11 protein-coding genes are annotated in these 18,783 nt (G+C 34.8%); 2 read left to right on the top strand and 9 right to left on the bottom strand.

The genetic code is table 11. The features are described 5' to 3' along the window. From D1606_RS08790 to uvrB, 3 genes are all read right to left on the bottom strand, one after another. Nucleotides 1–500: P-loop nucleotide/nucleoside kinase family protein (locus tag D1606_RS08790; protein ID WP_119415638.1), on the bottom strand; the 500-nt coding region annotated here is incomplete at its 3' end. Between the two features lie 73 nt (nt 501–573). After that, a complete protein-coding gene (uvrA, locus tag D1606_RS08785; RefSeq protein ID WP_119415637.1) occupies nt 574–3,438 on the bottom strand; it encodes an excinuclease ABC subunit UvrA in 2,865 nt (954 codons plus the stop codon). A gap of 5 nt (nt 3,439–3,443) precedes the next feature. Next, nucleotides 3,444–5,426, bottom strand: a complete 1,983-nt coding sequence (gene uvrB / locus D1606_RS08780; protein WP_119415636.1) for an excinuclease ABC subunit UvrB — start codon at nt 5,424–5,426, stop codon at nt 3,444–3,446. 424 nt (nt 5,427–5,850) lie between these two features. Between uvrB and D1606_RS08775 the strand changes: the two genes are divergently transcribed. Further along, nucleotides 5,851–6,423, top strand: a complete 573-nt coding sequence (locus tag D1606_RS08775) for a competence protein ComK (protein ID WP_119415635.1) — start codon at nt 5,851–5,853, stop codon at nt 6,421–6,423. Here the strand turns inward: D1606_RS08775 and D1606_RS08770 are convergent. From D1606_RS08770 to secA, 3 genes are all read right to left on the bottom strand, one after another. Continuing rightward, complete coding sequence (locus D1606_RS08770) at nt 6,389–6,766, bottom strand: YhjD family protein (protein WP_119415634.1); 378 nt, start codon at nt 6,764–6,766, stop codon at nt 6,389–6,391. The two genes, D1606_RS08775 and D1606_RS08770, sit on opposite strands and share 35 nt — an antisense overlap. 220 nt (nt 6,767–6,986) lie before the next feature. Next, nucleotides 6,987–8,085, bottom strand: a protein-coding gene (prfB, locus tag D1606_RS08765; RefSeq protein ID WP_119415641.1) for a peptide chain release factor 2 whose coding sequence is annotated in 2 segments (ribosomal slippage) — nt 6,987–8,012 and nt 8,014–8,085 — 1,098 coding nt in all. Because the reading frame shifts where the segments join, the coding sequence is not laid out codon by codon here. 566 nt (nt 8,086–8,651) lie between these two features. After that, nucleotides 8,652–11,165: a preprotein translocase subunit SecA gene (gene secA, locus D1606_RS08760; protein ID WP_119415633.1), complete on the bottom strand. Its 2,514-nt coding sequence runs from the start codon at nt 11,163–11,165 to the stop codon at nt 8,652–8,654. Nucleotides 11,166–11,492: 327 nt separating this feature from the next. Here secA and D1606_RS08755 point away from each other — a divergent pair, with 327 nt between their 5' ends. Then, nucleotides 11,493–12,410: an LCP family glycopolymer transferase gene (locus tag D1606_RS08755; RefSeq protein ID WP_119415632.1), complete on the top strand. Its 918-nt coding sequence runs from the start codon at nt 11,493–11,495 to the stop codon at nt 12,408–12,410. 70 nt (nt 12,411–12,480) lie between these two features. On the opposite strand, the gene hpf is transcribed toward D1606_RS08755, so the two are convergent. The 3 genes from hpf to D1606_RS08740 all read right to left on the bottom strand — a co-directional run bounded on the left by hpf (nt 12,481) and on the right by D1606_RS08740 (nt 18,675). Beyond that, on the bottom strand, nt 12,481–13,044 hold the full coding sequence (gene hpf / locus D1606_RS08750) for a ribosome hibernation-promoting factor, HPF/YfiA family (protein ID WP_119415631.1): 564 nt from the start codon (nt 13,042–13,044) through the stop codon (nt 12,481–12,483). A gap of 110 nt (nt 13,045–13,154) precedes the next feature. Continuing rightward, nucleotides 13,155–13,538 (bottom strand): PilZ domain-containing protein, encoded by a 384-nt coding sequence (locus D1606_RS08745; protein WP_119415630.1) that lies wholly within the window; start codon nt 13,536–13,538, stop codon nt 13,155–13,157. 370 nt (nt 13,539–13,908) lie between these two features. Next, nucleotides 13,909–18,675, bottom strand: a complete 4,767-nt coding sequence (locus D1606_RS08740; protein ID WP_119415629.1) for a hypothetical protein — start codon at nt 18,673–18,675, stop codon at nt 13,909–13,911. Nucleotides 18,676–18,783 lie beyond the last annotated feature (108 nt).

Here is an 18,783-nt window from a genome sequence, read left to right as displayed (position 1 = left end):
AAAGTAATTACTACATTTTGTTCAAACAGATCTGCATCAGTATACACGGGTAGACGATTCTCTACATATTGGTCCCATTCCTTTTCATATGTTCGAAATGCTTCAGGGTGATGAAGTTGAAATCTTCGTTTCTCTTCTTCAACTACTGGAATCATGATTTCTACATGATGAATACTCGATATGTTTAAGTCATCTTTTTCTACGAAATGGGCATCACTATAATATGTTGATACTTCTAAAACAACATCTAATCCTAGTTCAAGTTGATCTTGAATCAATCGACGTAATACTTGAACTTGTAATTCTGTCATTTGACGTACTTTCATAACTGTCGCAAAATCTGTCCCTGAAACTTCATGCGCATTAATGATTTCTTCCATGAGGATATCTGTCGTTTTAGGACTATCAATAAAAACAGCCCCTAATTCTTTTGCTAGAGCTTTACCAACTGTTGTTTTACCAACACTGTTGTAACCAGAAACAATAATTAGTCTTGCCATAAAGCTTCTATCTCCTTCTACACTACCTACACGTGGTTATTATTCTTAGTTGTAAGATTATCCATGGAATTACCTACTTTTTAGCACTCAACAAGGCTTCTTCCATGCGATTGCGATCGCGTTCTAAAATCTTTTTTAAATAGATACCTGTATAGGATCCTTCTGTCTCAGCTACTTGTTCTGGTGTTCCTTTTGCAATGACAGTACCGCCTTTATCTCCGCCTTCTGGACCCATATCAATAATATAATCTACGGTTTTAATGACATCTAAATTATGCTCAATAACCAATACAGTGTCTCCATTTTCAACTAATCGTTGTAAAACTTTTAATAGGCGGGCTATATCTTCTGTATGAAGACCTGTTGTAGGTTCATCTAATATATAAATAGACTTACCATTTGAACGTTTATGCAATTCCGATGCTAATTTAACTCGTTGTGCTTCCCCACCCGATAATGTAGTAGCCGGTTGTCCTAAATGGATATATCCTAAACCAACATCTACAATCGTTTGTAATTTACGAGCTATTTTAGGGATATTTTTGAAGAATTCCAATGCATCTTCAGCGGTCATTTCTAAAACATCTGCAATGCTTTTATCTTTATACTTTACTTCTAATGTTTCACGGTTATATCGTTTTCCATGGCACACTTCACAAGGTACATAGACATCTGGTAAGAAATGCATTTCAATTTTAATAATGCCGTCCCCACGACACGCTTCGCATCGGCCGCCCTTAACATTAAAACTAAAACGTCCCTTTTTATATCCACGTACTTTTGCTTCATTTGTCACAGCAAAGACATCTCGGATATCATCGAATACACCTGTATATGTGGCAGGGTTAGAACGCGGTGTTCTTCCGATTGGCGACTGATCAATGTCGATTACTTTTTCTAATTGATCGATTCCTTCAATCTCTTTCACATCACCAGGCTTTATTTTTGAACGATTTAGTTTTTGCGCTAACGTTTTATATAATATTTCGTTAACTAATGTACTTTTCCCAGACCCTGAAACACCGGTAACAGCGATAAATACTCCTAAAGGAATATCAACTTTCACATTCTTTAAGTTGTTTTCTCTTGCCCCTTTAATCTTAAGATAACGGCCATCTGGTTTTCTCCGTTCAGATGGTATAGGAATATATCTTCTACCACTTAAATATTGTCCTGTAAGGGATTTTTTACTTTTCATCACTTGCTCTGGTGTACCCGCTGCGACGATTTCTCCTCCATGTGCACCTGCTCCAGGACCTACATCGATTAAATAATCTGCTGCAAGCATTGTATCTTCATCATGTTCAACAACGATTAAAGTATTGCCTAAATCACGCATACTCTGTAATGTTGCGATCAATCGATCATTATCTCTTTGATGTAAACCAATTGATGGTTCATCTAAAATATATAGGACCCCTGTTAAACGAGAGCCGATTTGTGTTGCTAGACGAATTCGTTGGGCTTCTCCACCAGATAAAGTCCCTGCTTCACGATTTAAAGTTAAATAATCCAATCCAACATTGAGCAAGAAGCTAAGTCTCTCTTGAATTTCTCTTAAAATTAGACGTGCAATTTGCATATCCTTTTCGGATAGCTTTATATCTTGGATAAAGGCATAAGCCTCTTTAATCGAGTATTCTGTTACCTCGCCAATATGTTTATCTGCTATTTTGACTGCTAATGTCTCTGGTTTTAAGCGATGACCATGACAAGATGGACAAGGCTGTTTAGCCATATACTTTTCCATTTGTTCACGTATATAATCAGATGATGTTTCTTTGAATCGGCGTTCTATATTTCTTAAAACACCTTCAAATTGAATATCTTGGTCGCGTATATTACCAAATTCATTTTCATAATGGAAATGAATATAATCCTTTCCTGACCCATTTAAAATTTTATCCATTTGATCTTTTGGAATATTTTTCACAGGTGTATCCATATCGATTCCATAATGGTCGCATACACATTTTAATAATTGTGGATAGTATTGTGAACTAGTAGGAATCCATGGTACAATTGCACCTTCGTTTAAGGTTACATCCCAGTCTGGAATAACAAGTGATTCATCAACTTCGAGCTTCGTACCAAGTCCATCACATTTGGGACATGCACCGAATGGGCTGTTAAACGAAAACATACGAGGTTCTAATTCTTCAATTGAGAATCCACAAATGGGACATGCGTGATGTTCACTAAATAACAACTCTTCTATGCCCATTACATCAACCATAACTCGGCCATCTGCTAGGCGTAATGCAGTTTCTAACGAATCACTTAAACGTGACTCTACTCCTTCTTTTAAAACAATACGGTCAATAACCACTTCAATATTATGTTTTTTATTTTTTTCTAATTCAATATTATCGTCTAAATCACGAAGTTCTCCATCAACGCGTGCCCGTACATAGCCTTGCTTTTGTAAGTCTTCCAGTAGTTTTACATGCGTTCCTTTTCGACCTGATACCATCGGTGCTAATAATTGCAGCTTTGTACGTTCCGGATATTGCATGATTCGGTCAACCATTTGTTCAACTGTTTGTGATGTTATCTCAATGCCATGATTCGGGCAAATTGGCTTTCCAACACGTGCAAAGAGCAAACGTAAATAATCATAGATTTCCGTTACAGTTCCCACGGTTGAGCGTGGGTTTTTGCTTGTCGTCTTTTGATCAATTGAAATCGCTGGTGATAAACCTTCAATTGCATCAACATCAGGTTTATCCATTTGGCCTAAAAATTGTCTTGCATAGGCGGAAAGAGATTCAACATATCGTCTTTGTCCTTCCGCATATATCGTATCAAATGCAAGTGATGATTTACCTGAACCTGAAAGTCCTGTTATGACAACTAATTGGTCCCGCGGAATTGTGATATCGACATTTTTTAAATTATTTGCTCGTGCTCCTTGTACAACGATTTCTTGATTTTTCAAAATCCTCATCCTTCCGCTTTCAATTCTAAAATCGTATCTCGTAGTTCAGCTGCTCGCTCAAAGTCAAGCGCTCTTGCTGCCTCTTTCATTTCTGTTTCGAGTGATTCTAATAATGTTGTCTTTTCGGCTTTCGTCAACTTCTTACCATCAGTAACTTTTGTTAAGTACGATTCTGGCTCTTCTGCAGCTTGTGTTGCCCGAATGACATCACGAATTTCTTTCTGAATTGTTTTCGGTGTAATGCCATGTTTTTTGTTATATTCTATTTGAATGGTACGTCTACGATTTGTTTCATCAATTGCCTTTTGCATTGAATCTGTTATATGATCCGCGTACATAATTACATGACCATTTGCATTACGCGCAGCTCGACCAATTGTTTGAATAAGTGATCGTTCTGAACGTAAGAAACCTTCTTTGTCCGCATCTAAAATCGTTACTAAAGAAACCTCTGGAATATCCAACCCTTCACGTAACAAGTTAATCCCAATTAGAACATCATAAGTTCCTAATCTTAGTTCTCGAATAATTTCAATACGTTCTAAAGTTTTAACTTCTGAATGTAAATATTGAACTTTGATTCCCATTTCTTTTAAGTAATCTGTTAAATCTTCGGACATTTTTTTCGTTAATGTCGTAACAAGTACACGTTCGTTCCGTTCAATTCGTTGTTGAATTTCATCGATTAAATTATCAATTTGTCCTTCAATTGGGCGAACTTCAATTTCTGGATCTAATAAGCCTGTCGGACGAATAATTTGTTCAATTGGTTGAGGTGTATTTTCCAATTCATATGGTCCTGGTGTTGCAGATACATAAATAGCGTTATGAATATGCTTCTCAAATTCCTCAAATTTTAACGGTCTATTATCAAGTGCAGATGGTAAACGGAAGCCGTGTTCTACTAAAACACCTTTTCGTGCTTGGTCACCGTTATACATTCCACGAATTTGTGGTAAGGTGACGTGACTTTCATCAATAACTAATAGAAAATCTTCAGGGAAATAGTCTAATAATGTGTAAGGAGTAGCCCCTGCTTCACGTAATGTTAAATGTCGTGAATAGTTTTCAATTCCTGAACAAAAGCCCATTTCGCGCATCATTTCTAAATCATAATTAGTCCTTTGTTCCAATCGCTGTGCTTCTAACAATTTGTCTTCTGCACGTAGTTTCGCCAATCTTTCTTTTAGTTCTTCTTCTATATTTTCAATCGCTTTTAGTAATTTTTCTTCACGTGTAACGAAGTGGGAAGCCGGGAAGATAGCAATATGTTCACGTTCACCTAGCACTTCTCCTGTGAGTGCATCAATTTCTCGAATTCGATCTACTTCATCTCCAAAGAATTCAATTCGAATACAGCGTTCATCTTTAGAAGCCGGGAAAATTTCAACGACATCTCCTCGTACCCTGAACTTGCCACGTGTAAAATTAATATCATTTCGTTCATATTGGATATCTACAAGTTTTCTTAATAATTGATTTCGTTCAATTTCCATACCAGTTCGAATGGAAACAACCATTTCGCGATATTCTTCTGGGTTACCTAAGCCATATATACAAGAAACTGATGCAATAATAATGACATCATCTCTTTCGAACAAGGACGATGTAGCGGAGTGTCGAAGCTTATCAATCTCATCATTTATGCTAGCATCCTTTTCAATATATGTATCCGTTTGTGGTACATACGCCTCTGGTTGATAGTAGTCGTAATAACTGACAAAATATTCAACTGCGTTATTTGGAAAGAATTCTTTAAATTCGCTGTAAAGTTGACCTGCCAGTGTTTTGTTATGCGCAATGATGAGAGTTGGCTTTTTTACTTCTTTAATAACATTTGAAATTGTGAAGGTTTTCCCAGTTCCTGTTGCTCCTAACAATGTTTGTTCCTTTATACCTTGTCGTACACCCTCTACAAGTTCTCTAATCGCTGTTGGCTGATCCCCACTTGGTTCATAGTTCGAATGTAGTTCAAATTCTTGCTCCATTTATCTTCCTCCTTACACGTGCCATCTAGTAGCTATATTTTAACATAGCTGTTAAGAAATTTCGATAAATTTGCGAACGTACGTTTTATATCATTATCTCTTCTCTGTTAAGTTAAGCGGAGCATAATAATAGATTTTTAAGTTGAACAATTTTGCGAAAAAGTAAAATAAAAAAAGGTTTATTTAGAACGTTTTCCCCAAGCAAACGACTCATTCTGTCCAAGCAATTGGTTCATGCTCCCAACAAAATGAGCATTTTCACCATTTTAATTTACCAAATACTGTATGCTAGTATAAGGAAAACAGCAAGACTTTGCAAACTTTTTTCCTTTAACATTTTGTAAAGGTTGGTGATTTCTCGCGTAACTTATCCTTATTACATATCACTTCTGTCAAATCAACGTATCTTAAAGGAGGAAAAATAATGAATTACAAAATTGTTAAACTTTATGATTTTTGCTTGAATCCTAATATCTGCATGCTTAAACCAATAGTTTTAGAAGGACGTAATTATTCCCTCGTTTTTGAAACAAAAAGAATGTACGTAGTGCCTTGCACAGTAACTCGTTTAATAAATCGTATTTGTGCATCTTTAGGGACAACATTAGATGCCGCTTTAGATTACTCGAATAGTATTTTCAAAGATGCTCATATTAAAACGAATAAAGATGAAATTATGATTAAATTACCAATAGTATTATCTGTTATTAATCAATCATATATTCTCTTTCCTACTGCTTCACCAAGAAAAAAACACGCTGCATGGATTCTTTGGCAAAATTTCAGAGGCCATTCCACCATTGGTCAGCATGAAATTAGGCTTCATTTTAAAAATGATGTCTTTATAGATGAGCAGATTAGTTTTACAACGCTCTCTAGGCAACAATACTATTCCTCTATTTTATATTTTCGTCATATGGATGATATGTTAACGAATTATCAAAACCCATTACAAATGCTTTTTAATGCTCGCAGTGACTTATTTCTTGTGCCTTAGCTAAATAATAAGACAATAAATCTTCTACATGATTGCGCAGACGGATATTAGAATAACGCCGTGAATCTTGGGTACGTTTACGTATAAAAATATATTCTGAAAACAGATCATCCCGTTCACCACGGAATACCTGCAATTGATTTTGTCGTAAATATTTTTTTGCATCTGTCAGTTCTTTTTGAACGTATTTAATCGTCTGCTCGATTAACTTCAGATAAGGTTGTTTAAGTTTAAATGCTCCTTGTTCAAACGCTCGACAGTCATTTTGTAGAATTTGTAACACCATAGGTAAGTAAATAACCTGTTCTAGCATTTGGATTGCTTCTTTTGATAAATTTAACATCATTCCACCTCCAAATAAAGAACAAATGTTCTATTTTAATTTTACAACCAATGTGGATTTTTAGCAAGTAATTTAGTGAATGAATGTTCTGGTTTTAGATAAGTTGTAGGTGTTGAGGTTTATTTCCTTTTTGATGGGATTTATTTCTTTTTCAAGGTTGTTGATTGCTTCTTTTGTGGAGAATGAAAAAGCCAACGAATTGTTGGCTTTTTTCCTTTAATTATAGTTGTGAGCGTAAGTAGGCATTGATAAATTGGTCGATGTCACCGTCCATAACGGCTTGGACGTTACCTGTTTCAGTATTGGTGCGGTGATCTTTCACCATTGAGTATGGGTGGAATACGTAAGAGCGAATTTGGCTACTCCAACCAATCTCTTTTTGTTCGCCACGAATATCATCTAAATGAGCTTGTTGTTCTTCTACTTTTAGTTGATACAATTTTGCTTGCAGCATGCTCATTGCTTTTTCACGGTTTTTAATTTGAGAACGTTCCGCTTGGCATGCTACGACAACTCCGGTTGGTAAATGGTGAATACGGACAGCAGATTCCGTTTTGTTGATATGTTGACCGCCTGCACCAGTTGAACGATACGTATCAACCTTTAAATCTTCGGGACGAATTTCAACAGCAATTTCATCCGTAAATTCTGGCATTACGTCACAAGAAACGAAGGATGTGTGACGACGACCAGCTGCATCGAATGGAGAAATACGAACTAGCCGGTGAACACCTTTTTCCGCTTTTAAATAGCCATACGCATTATGGCCTCTAATTGCAAGCGTTACAGATTTAAGGCCTGCTTCATCACCTGGTAAATAGTCCAATGTTTCCACTTTAAAATCATGTTTTTCAGCCCAGCGTGTATACATACGTAAAAGCATTGTACCCCAGTCTTGTGATTCTGTACCACCAGCGCCTGGATGTAATTCTAAAATGGCATTGTTTTGATCATATGGATCGCTCAAAAGTAATTGTAATTCGAATTCAGCTGTACGATTAGTGAAATCTTTCATTTCTTCGCCAAGTTCTTGTTGCAATTCTTCATCAGGTTCTTCTTTTAATAACTCTAATGTCATTTCAAGATTTTCCTGTGTTTCTACTAATGCGTAAAATTCATTGACGATGTCTTTTAAACCTTTCGACTCATTAATAATTTTTTGAGCATTATTTTGATCATCCCAGAAGGAAGGTTCAAGCATTAGTTCATCTAGTTCTTGTATACGAGCCTCTTTGTTTTCTAAGTCAAAGAGACCCCCTAAAGTCTGCTAATTTTTTAGCGGTATTATCTAACTCATTTCGAACATCTGATAATTCGATCATTTTTTATTCCTCCAAAATTATTTCATATTTATGTGTATACTCCATGTTCGCGGGAAAGGTTAAATGTTTAACTTTTTATTTGTCGCGGACGATTAAGAGCATTATTAGTAATTATTTATCTAAGTTTATAGCTTATTTTGTAGTGATAAGCTGGATTTGATATGGTGAAAGATTGTTTACAGTAAGTTAGTGTGCGTTTTATAACTTGAGAATTGTTTTGCACAACTCGGAGACTGATTGTCACAATTCGGACTCCCTTTTGCACAACTCACGCTTCATTTTGCACAACTCAGGCTCCCTTTTGCACAACTCGGACTCCTTTTTGCACAACTCACTCCCTTTTGCACAACTCAGGCTCCCTTTTGCACAACTCAGGCTCCCTTTTGCACAACTCACGCTTCTTTTTGCACAACTCAATTCCATCCATCTCCATGAAGCAGCTATGCATTTATAGAAAGGCATAAAGGAGTTGTCCGAAAATGAGTTTTCGGACAGCCCCTTTGTAAGTGACACTCTGAAGTTACGAGAACTTAGGGAGTGTACGATATGAATCTTTTAAGATGCTATTGAATAGCACCATGACAGTTTTTGTATTTTTTACCGCTGCCACAAGGACATAGGTCATTACGGCCAACTTCTTGTTTTTTACGGATTGGTTTACGTTTAGCAGGACCATTTTCTTCAGTTTTTGGATTAACAGCTTCACCTTTTGCCACTTCTTCACGTTCTAAGTTGCTACGGATTTCAGCTTTCATCGCATATTTTGCAACATCTGCACGGATGGCATCAACCATTGCTTCGAACATTGCAAAACCTTCAGATTGATATTCGCGAAGTGGATCTGTTTGTGCATACGCACGTAAGTGGATACCTTGACGCAATTGGTCCATAGCATCAATGTGGTCAATCCATTTAGAATCAATTCCACGAAGTAAGATAACTTTTTCGAACTCACGCATACGTTCTGGAGAAAGTTCTTCTTCTTTGCGGTCATATTCTTTTTTCACTTCAGCACGAAGATATTCGATGATATCTTCTGGAGATTTACCCGCAAGACTATCAGCAGTTACGACACCTTCAGGAAGTAAGTTAGCTGCTACAAAGTTTGCTAGGCCAGTTAAGTTCCAGTCATGTGCATTTTCTTCTGCAGTATAAGAATGAACAGCATTTACTAAAACTTCATCGATCATGGATTCAACTAATGCACGCATATTTTCAGTTTCTAGCACTTCATAACGTTCTTTGTAGATAATTTCACGTTGTTGACGTAAAACATCATCGTATTGCAATAAACGTTTACGAGCATCGAAGTTATTACCTTCAACACGTTTTTGTGCAGATTCTACAGCTCTAGAGACCATTTTAGATTGGATTGGTTGAGAATCATCCATACCTAATTTTGTCATCATATTTTTCATGCTTTCAGAACCGAAACGTTTCATCAATTCATCTTCAAGTGAAAGATAGAATTGTGTTACACCAGGATCCCCTTGACGTCCGGCACGACCACGTAATTGGTTATCGATACGACGTGATTCATGACGTTCTGTACCAATGACAGCTAAACCGCCAAGTTCTAGAACACCTTCACCAAGTTTAATATCGGTACCACGACCGGCCATGTTTGTTGCGATGGTAACCGCACCTTTTTGACCTGCTTCTGCTACGATTTCAGCTTCACGTTCATGGTTTTTAGCGTTCAAAACGTTATGAGGAATACCACGTTTTGACAATAAGTGTGAGATTAACTCAGAAGTTTCAATAGCAACAGTACCTACAAGAACTGGTTGACCTTTTTTATGACGCTCTGCAATATCATTAGCTACAGCTTCGAATTTTCCTTGCATTGTAGCATAGATTAAATCAGGGCGGTCATCACGAGCAATCGGTCTGTTCGTAGGAATAACAACAACGTACATATTGTATATATTACGGAATTCTTCTTCTTCCGTTTTAGCTGTACCTGTCATACCAGATAATTTTTCATACATACGGAAGTAGTTTTGGAATGTGATTGTCGCCATTGTCATAGATTCGTTTTGAATTTCTACGCCTTCTTTTGCTTCAATCGCTTGGTGAAGTCCTTCTGAATAACGACGACCTTGCATAATACGTCCAGTAAATGAATCGACGATTAAAATTTCACCATCTTGTACTACGTAATCAACATCCAAATGCATACTTGCGTGTGCTTTTAAAGATTGGTTGATGGCATGGTTTAAACCAACATGAGTCAAATCAAACAAATTATCAATATTAAAAGCTCTTTCAGCCTTTTCAATACCTTGTTCGGTTAATGTAACACCTTTTGTTTCAACATCATAATTGTAATCTTCATCTTTTTTCAATGTACGAACAAAAGCATTGGATTGTTTATAAAGAGCAGCTGACTTATTAGCTTGACCAGAAATGATTAATGGCGTACGTGCTTCATCGATTAAAATAGAGTCAACTTCATCGATTACAGCATAGTAAAGAGGACGTTGAACACGTTCTTCTTTGTAAAGAACCATATTATCACGTAAGTAGTCAAAACCAAGTTCATTGTTTGTACTATAAGTAATGTCGCAAGCATAAGCTTCACGTTTTTCATCTTTTGACATGCTATTTAAGTTAATGCCAACTGTTAAACCTAAAAATTCATATAATGGACGCATTGTTTCAGCATCACGAGTAGCTAAGTATTCATTGACAGTAACAACATGTACACCTTTATGAGTAAGTGCATTTAAATATACAGGTAAAGTTGATGTTAATGTTTTACCTTCACCAGTTTTCATCTCTGCAATGTTACCTTCATGTAAAGTTGCGCCCCCCATAATTTGTACAGGGTACGGATACATGCCAAGTACACGTCTAGAGGCTTCACGAACAACGGCAAAAGCTTCTGGTCGAATACTGTCTAAATCTTCACCGTTTGAATAACGTTGATAAAATTCTTCTGTTTTTGCTTTTAATTGTTCATCAGAAAGTTTTTCCATATCTTTAGCAAATGCTTCTACTGCATGTGCAACTTTTTCTAAGTGTTTAAGTTCTTTTTTATTTGGATCAAAAATTTTATTCAATATGCCAGGCATCGATTTTCACATCCTATATAGTCTCAACCCTTATTTTAACACTGTTTGATATTTTAGTGCAAACGAACGATAACTATTAATCTTTCTTATTTGCTGTATGAAAGGACTTCCCACTTAAAACACAGAAAAAAAGCCTATTTTCTCTGTAAATTGTTCACTGTTTTCTCGCAGAAACTAGCAATTCTATATTTTATAATCACCACATATTTTAATAAGCGGTAAATAGATTAAATAAGATTTTAGTCGCATAAACTAAAAAGGAGAATACTAGAAGAAGATTAGGTTCTACATACTTTCATAGGAAAATAAAAGAAAGGAAGAGATACAATGCGAAGATTATTGAGATGGTGTTTAGGTATTATTACAATTATTCTAATCATAACTGGCATCATTGCTTATTCCGTTTATGATCAGGCTATGTCAACTTTTGATGAAATTCATACACCTGTAGAACGAAATTCCAGTATATCAAGAACAGAACCCGTTGAATTAGAAGAACGACAACCGTTTTCCATCCTACTACTTGGGGTAGACGAGCGACAAAGAGATAGTGGACGCTCTGATACAATGATTGTCTTATCTGTCAATCCTCAAACTAATAATACGTTAATGGTGAGCATTCCTCGTGACACGTATACACAAATAGTAGGAAAAAATATAAAAGATAAGATTAACCATGCCTATGCATTCGGCGGAATCGAGATGTCGATGAACTCTGTTGAAAAATTATTAAATATTCCAATTGACTACGTAGCAAAAGTAAATATGGAAGGCTTTGAACAAGTGATTAATACAGTTGGTGGCATACAGGTTGAAAATGCACTGGCTTTTCAAGAAGGTAATTACACTTTTAAAAAAGGTGACATCACTTTAGATGGAGAAGCTGCTTTAGCCTATGTACGAATGAGAAAAGAAGATCCTCAAGGTGATTTTGGAAGACAAAATCGGCAGAAACAAGTCATTCAAGCCGTTATTGAAGAAGGTACATCTTTGAAGACATTATTAAAATATCAAAATATATTTGACATTCTTGGCAATAACATTTCAACAAATCTTACATTTGATCAAATAAAAGAATTGCAGCAAAGTTACAGAGAATCGTTAAGTAATATCCAACAAATTCATTTTGAAAAAGGAAAAGGCAAAACAATTCATGGTGTTTGGTATTATATGATGGACTCAAATGAGTTAACAGAAGTTTCTAATACGTTAAAAAAACATTTACAGATAGATTCCAAATCATAAAAGGAAACCCAGCTGTCTATTTTAAACAGCTGGGTTGTATATTAGTAACCGATAAGGGGTTACACATGAACTAATTTGTTTCGATAAGACCGTATTTTCCGTCTTTTCGTTTATATACAATATTGGTTGCATCAGAGTCGGCATCAGTGTAAATGTAGAAATCATGGCCAAGAAGATTCATTTGAAGAATAGCTTCCTCCTGATCCATTGGTTTTAAAGAGAATTGCTTTGTACGGACTACTGAGAAATCTTCTTCTGTATCCGTAGCAACTGCTGTAGGTGCCTTTTCAGCTTGAACATTTGCAAAGTACACACCCACACCTTCACGATCACGGAATCTGCGGTTTACTTTTGTTTTATGTTTACGAATTTGGCGTTCCAGTTTACCAGTGATTAAATCAACGGCTGCATACATATCAGCATTACGTTCTTCAGCTCGTAAAGTTAAATTTTTCATCGGAATTGTTACTTCTACTTTTGTACTTTTGTCATTGTAGACTTTCAAATTCACATTAGCTGTAGCTGTTAGATCATTATTGAAATAACGTTCTAATTTTTGAATTTTTGACTCAACATACTCTCGAATTGCTGGAGTTACCTCAATGTTTTCACCACGAATGTTAAATGTTAGCATGTAAACTCCTCCTTTATTCAACCATACTTACATATTCTACATTACCCTAAAAAACCCTTCTTGAAACATAAAAAAACATTTTATTTTTTACATATTTTTGAACAGAAATATTATAGATTTTGTCTTTTTTCCTCAAAAACCTCTTTCTTTCGTCGCAATTTTAACTCCGAAATAATCAATTCTTGATGTTGTTCGACATTATTCATATCAATGCCATAATAATATCCATCACCAAATGCCTTTTTCCAGCGAATATCCCCTTTGACATTGATAGACTTCGAAAATAAAATAAATGACAAATCTAAATCATACATTTCACTATTAGAAGATAAGTCAACTTCTGTAAACATCTTCAAACCACTTGGGCTAATATCGATGATCTGTCCTTTTCGAAAGATCATCATTCCATCCCTTTTAAAACTATAAGTAACCGGTACTTCATGAATTAAAACATGCCGAAAATATTCCTTGCGTCGATATTCCAACCAATCCACCGTCCTACCTTATATGTATGAACATACTGTCGTGTCTAATACCTTTATTTTTAATATCGAATAATTAAAGTAAATATTTAGAAGCTTTTATAAATTAGTGGAATATATTTTGATGCTTAAGTAAGGAATGCATATACATTTGTGGAGAAAAATCAGCTTTTGAAGCATTTTAAATGACGTAAATTGATGAGAGAGCGGATACACTTTGAAATGGAGCGGATAACTCCATCATGGGAGCGGATAAAAATCTTAAACTAGCGGATAAATCTGGGGAAAGAGCGGATAAAATTGATTAATCTAGTATCAGGGAACGTCTGTAACACTAAAAAGCCTCTTTCATATCGAAAGAGGCTTAACTAAGAACACATTCCTAATTTTTTTTGATTAAATTCATGATGTCATATACTGCTATAAAATATTGATAACGTGCTAATTTTTTCCGATCAATTAATGTAGATAATTTGGTTTCAGCACCATCTATTAATCTCGGTGTATTTAATTTGTTATATAAATCTACAAGAGCTACTAATTTCTCAATAATACTTTGTTTATTATTTTGTGCATCAGATGATAACTCTTCAACATTATCAACACCTGTTTCAAAGTCACTTAAATCAGTAATAGCTTGTTCTATTTGTTTAGTAGTGGCGTACCCGTTAAGAGTATCTGAGTTTAGAAGGTATACCTTTTGCTCGCCAGGCATTACCTTAAGGGTTTTATTGGCATCTATAACGGCTTTTACATAGCCTGAAGATCCTTTTTTAATGGATGCTATTTTCTTATCTAGATCTTGAGCAGCTTTAATATTTGATGCTTCTTTTAATAGAGCTAATTGATTAGCATTCAGAGGATCAGGAATTGTCGTATCATTAATAACATTTTTTTGATCCACCCCTAGCTTACCGTATAACTTAATAGCATCTGAAATTTCACTACCTACATCCCTTTTTGGATATATAGTTTTATAATACCCATCTTTCTCGTTGCTTGGATCGCTACTAGGCTCTATATTTTTCAACGTTTCCACTATCGTTACAATCGGTTCGTATTTGTTGTAGGTCTTTAATATATTACTATCTACTAATGATTTTGCTTTAGATTTTAAATCTCTATATTTATCTACAACTTCTTTTACATCTTTATAGTACATTGGGTACTTATCAAGTAAAGCAGTAACTAATTTTTCAAAATCCTCTGCATCCTGTTTTGGTGTTTTATATACTAAAGATTCTTTTGCACCATTAATATCTGATATCACATATTTTTTAGCGTCGTCAGATAAATTATCAAAGTCATTAATCACTTTTTTAAGATTTGATACGTATTTGTCATCACTCTTATCCAAAGCCTTAAAGCTTTTATCAATTTTTTGGGCAGCTTTAATCTCTTTTTCGTGGTTTAAAAAGGCATAATTTGGAACAACTTCTCTAGTTGCGATTGCTTTAGGATCTTTACCGAGCTTTTTGTAAATTGAGATGGCTTGTAGCATTATATTTATGTCAGCTTCCGTGTATTTTCCATTCACAGGGTTATTTACTTTGCCTGCTAACGTATTCAATTCAACAATTGGTGCATAGCTATTGTATTTTGTCAAAGTTGGTTTATCTAATAAAGCTAATTGAGCTTCGTTTAAGTTGTTGTACTTATCGACAACAGCTTTTACATCACTATACGAACTATCATTATCTAACGCATTAACTGCTACAACAAATTCCTCTAATCCTTTTATTATTTTTCCTGTTTTATAATTATTTTCAAAATCTTTTATTTCCTTTTCATGTATTACATAGATTTGAACATTCTTTCCAGCCTTATTAAATTGATAATACAATTTAACGGCTTCTAGTGGGTAAGATGAACTTGATGGATTTAAAGCTTCGAATGCTTTATCGATTTCTTGTGCTTTTAAGAAATTCTTAATTTCATCGTCACTCAATGGAATCGATGGACGAACAACTTCCTCTTCCTTATGATCTCCAGAGTAAGAGATATTATATTTCTTTTCATATTCATGGTCTCCAAGGTATTTTGGTGCTTTATCAAGTATTGCGCGTTGTGGAGACTCTAATTTATTATAAAGCTCAATCGCTTTATAAATACTATTAATATCATTTGGATTTGTAATTTTGATAGGTGTACCACCTACCTTACCTGTATCCGTATAGCCAATTGGATTCTTATTATTATTGTCATAATTTAATAATTTTCCGTATTGTACATATATACTCTTGGCTATATCTTGAATTTGTAAAATTGGCAAATACTTTTCATACTCCGCCATAATTTCGGGGTCAATTAAGGTCTTAAGTGCTACATTATATTTTGCATTTATAATGTTGTATTTAATGTTGTCTTCGTAATATTTTTCAAGTTTTCTAACGTCTAAGACACCTGGTGTATTCCCTTTTTGGCTTACATGTGACATATCTGTTACCATCGTTTCAAACTCTCTTGCTTTATCTAACTGTGGTTTATAGCGCTCTCCGACTTCTTCTAATGTTGCCTTGTTGGCAACATATTTTTTTACAATAGGCAATGCTCTATCATAAAGATTGTAAAATACATCAAGAACTTCAATTTCATATTTATCATCCGTTGGTTTAATCTTTTCAAAAGCTTTATCAATGACTTCAGCTGCTGTAATTTCCTCAGCATCTTCTAGAAATGGATATTTAGTTCGGTTCTCATTATCCATAATCATTTGTTGATCTGGTCCTAAAGCATTGTACGCTTTAATCACTTTTTGAATATATTTTGCATCAGTTGGTGTAACTGTTGGTGAATTAACAGTTGATTCATTAATAAGGCTAAACATTTTGGCCACATCTGAAATTGGTGCGTATTGGTTGTATTTTTTCATAATTGCTTTATCTACTAAACTAATTGTCCTAGGATCCTGGCTAATATGATAAGTATAGTAATCAACTGCATCTTCTACATCTTTTACGCTACTTTTCTTGCTTAAAAGTTTTACTAAATCTTCAAAGTGAGAAACACGTTGTTGCTCAGTTGTAATTGTGTCTAATAGTTTAGAAATCTTATTTCCGTTTGCCACATATTTCTTCACATCATCCGTAGCATCATCGTAAGAAGTAAATACTTTTTTAGCATCACTAGGGTAGGTTTTGCTTGATTTTTTCAGTTTTAAGTAGGAATCGTCAATTTTTTTCGCTTCTTTAATATTTGCCTCATCTTCAACAAGATTACTGAATGATGGATATAGATTATCCACAATTTGCCTTTGCGGTTCGCCTAATTTTTTATAATCTTTAATAGCAGATAACACATCATTTGGTTTGTAATGTGTAGTAGCTAATATTTTGGAAACTGATTTTAAAACAGCCGGAACTTTTGCATACTCGTTATACGTCTTCAATACAGTTTTATCTACAAGCGCTAACCATGCTGGATTTGCGGCAACCGTATTATAGGCAGCTGTAGCGGTAGCGATAGCATTTTCAGGATTCGTAGCGTTTGGTATTACATTTACTTTATCTTTAAAATCCTTTACTTTATCCAATGCATCTTTATAATCATCCCTAGTTGGAATACCTTTAATGGCAGCCGCATTCACAACAAAACGTTGTACTTCTAATAAAGCATTATCATAAGCATTGAAAGCTTTTATAAGGTCATTGTAATAAGATGGTTTATTCTTATTTTTTAATGCTGAATCATAGCTTTTATCAATGGCTTGTGCAGTTGAGATATTTTTATCTTCTGACAGATAGTCACTTTTAGTTGGGATTAAGTCTTGAACAATCGTTTTTTGATTAGCGCCTAATTTTTTATATTGTGCCAGTAAATCTGCCATGTTAGAAACTTCAGAAGATAATAGACTTCCTGCAGTTACATCTATTAGTAAAGGCAGTTGACTAAATCGAGCTACAATTTCTGGTATTGGCTTATATTTGTTATACGCCGCAACAACTTTCGTATCAGCTAAATCGACTGGCGCTACTGTTGGATTGTTAGAGTTAGAATCAGATATACCCTTTACTGTATATGGTGCAAGATTTTTAATCGTATCAATAACAGTATTTGTAGGAATAGCTCCAGCATCTAATTTGTCGATTATATCTGTGAATGTTTTTGCATCATCAATTTGCTGTTTATATACATTTCCAATATTAGCAATTTCATTATTATGAGGCATATATCTTTTTGGTTCAGCAGCAGTAGCATTATATTCTTTATATAAAGCTACTAAATCCTTAGCATATTTAGTAGTATTAGCTGGTTTTAAAGCCGCATATTTTTTTTCAATACCAACTGCAGTTTTCACTACATCTTCTAAAGCTAAATATCTATCAAGTCTTTTTTCTTCGTTTTCATGATTGTCATCCAACAAATCTCTTAACAATGTTTGTTGTGCACCAGATAACTTTTTGTAAGCATTGATAATATTTAAAATAACTGATCCATCTGTGGAATCAGCTGTTGGTGTAGTCGTAGTCGAACCTGTATCCAAAGTCCTAAACACCATTTTTTTTGTTTCAACGACATCTGCATAATAACTTAGTTTTTTCAGTGTTGTGCTTGGGACTGCTGCTTTGGTGATGCTGTCTAGGTTGTCGTATTGCTTTTCTAGGGCTACTGATTTGGTTGTGAAATTTGTTTTGTTTAAGGTAGCCACACTTTTGTTGAATGCGTCGACTTTTTTTAGGTATGGTTGGATGTTTTTCCAATGTCTTTTGAGTGTTGAATAGTTTGTGACTTTCTTTTTGTCGGTTTTAGATAGTTTATTGTAGGCACTCAAGGCAGATTTTGTTTTTAGGACATAATCTGATTTTTTTGAATTAATCGCTTTGATTTTTGTAATTACTTGCTTTGCTTTTCTATTTTGTACAGTAGTCCAATGTTTTTTTAGTGTTCCATAGTTGTAGACCATCTTTTTATCTTTACTAGATAGCTTTTTATATGCGTTGACTGCTGATTTTGTTTTTGTTACATAGTTAGATTTTTTTGGATTGATGGCTTTGATTTTTGCAATTACTGACTTTGCTTTTGCACTAATTTTTTTTGAAGTCTTTGAAGCTGTTTTTGCATATGCTAACTCTGGATTTGCTGCTGTTATAAGCGTCGGTACGATTAACGCAGCTGCTGCACCCATTGAAACGAATGATTTGAAACGCACAAGAATCCTCCCTTTCCTAGATCTATTATTAGAGTAATTTTACACTTAGCTTTTTAACAAAAATCTTTATAATCTTAATATCGGCTTTAGCTATTAGTTTTTTAGAGG

Origin of the sequence: Rummeliibacillus sp. POC4, assembly GCF_003576525.1 — a bacterium.
In the GTDB taxonomy this organism is placed as follows: domain Bacteria; phylum Bacillota; class Bacilli; order Bacillales_A; family Planococcaceae; genus Rummeliibacillus.
Note: the sequence above shows the minus strand (reverse complement) of the source record. Positions and strands in the feature narration are given on the sequence as shown.

Excerpts from the sequence above, each read along its gene's own strand:
- D1606_RS08775 (WP_119415635.1), top strand. The coding sequence starts at position 5,851 with ATGAATTACAAAATTGTTAAACTTTATGATTTTTGCTTGAATCCTAAT.
- uvrB (WP_119415636.1), bottom strand. The coding sequence starts at position 5,426 with ATGGAGCAAGAATTTGAACTACATTCGAACTATGAACCAAGTGGGGAT.
- secA (WP_119415633.1), bottom strand. The coding sequence starts at position 11,165 with ATGCCTGGCATATTGAATAAAATTTTTGATCCAAATAAAAAAGAACTT.
- D1606_RS08770 (WP_119415634.1), bottom strand. The coding sequence starts at position 6,766 with ATGTTAAATTTATCAAAAGAAGCAATCCAAATGCTAGAACAGGTTATT.
- D1606_RS08755 (WP_119415632.1), top strand. The coding sequence starts at position 11,493 with ATGCGAAGATTATTGAGATGGTGTTTAGGTATTATTACAATTATTCTA.
- hpf (WP_119415631.1), bottom strand. The coding sequence starts at position 13,044 with ATGCTAACATTTAACATTCGTGGTGAAAACATTGAGGTAACTCCAGCA.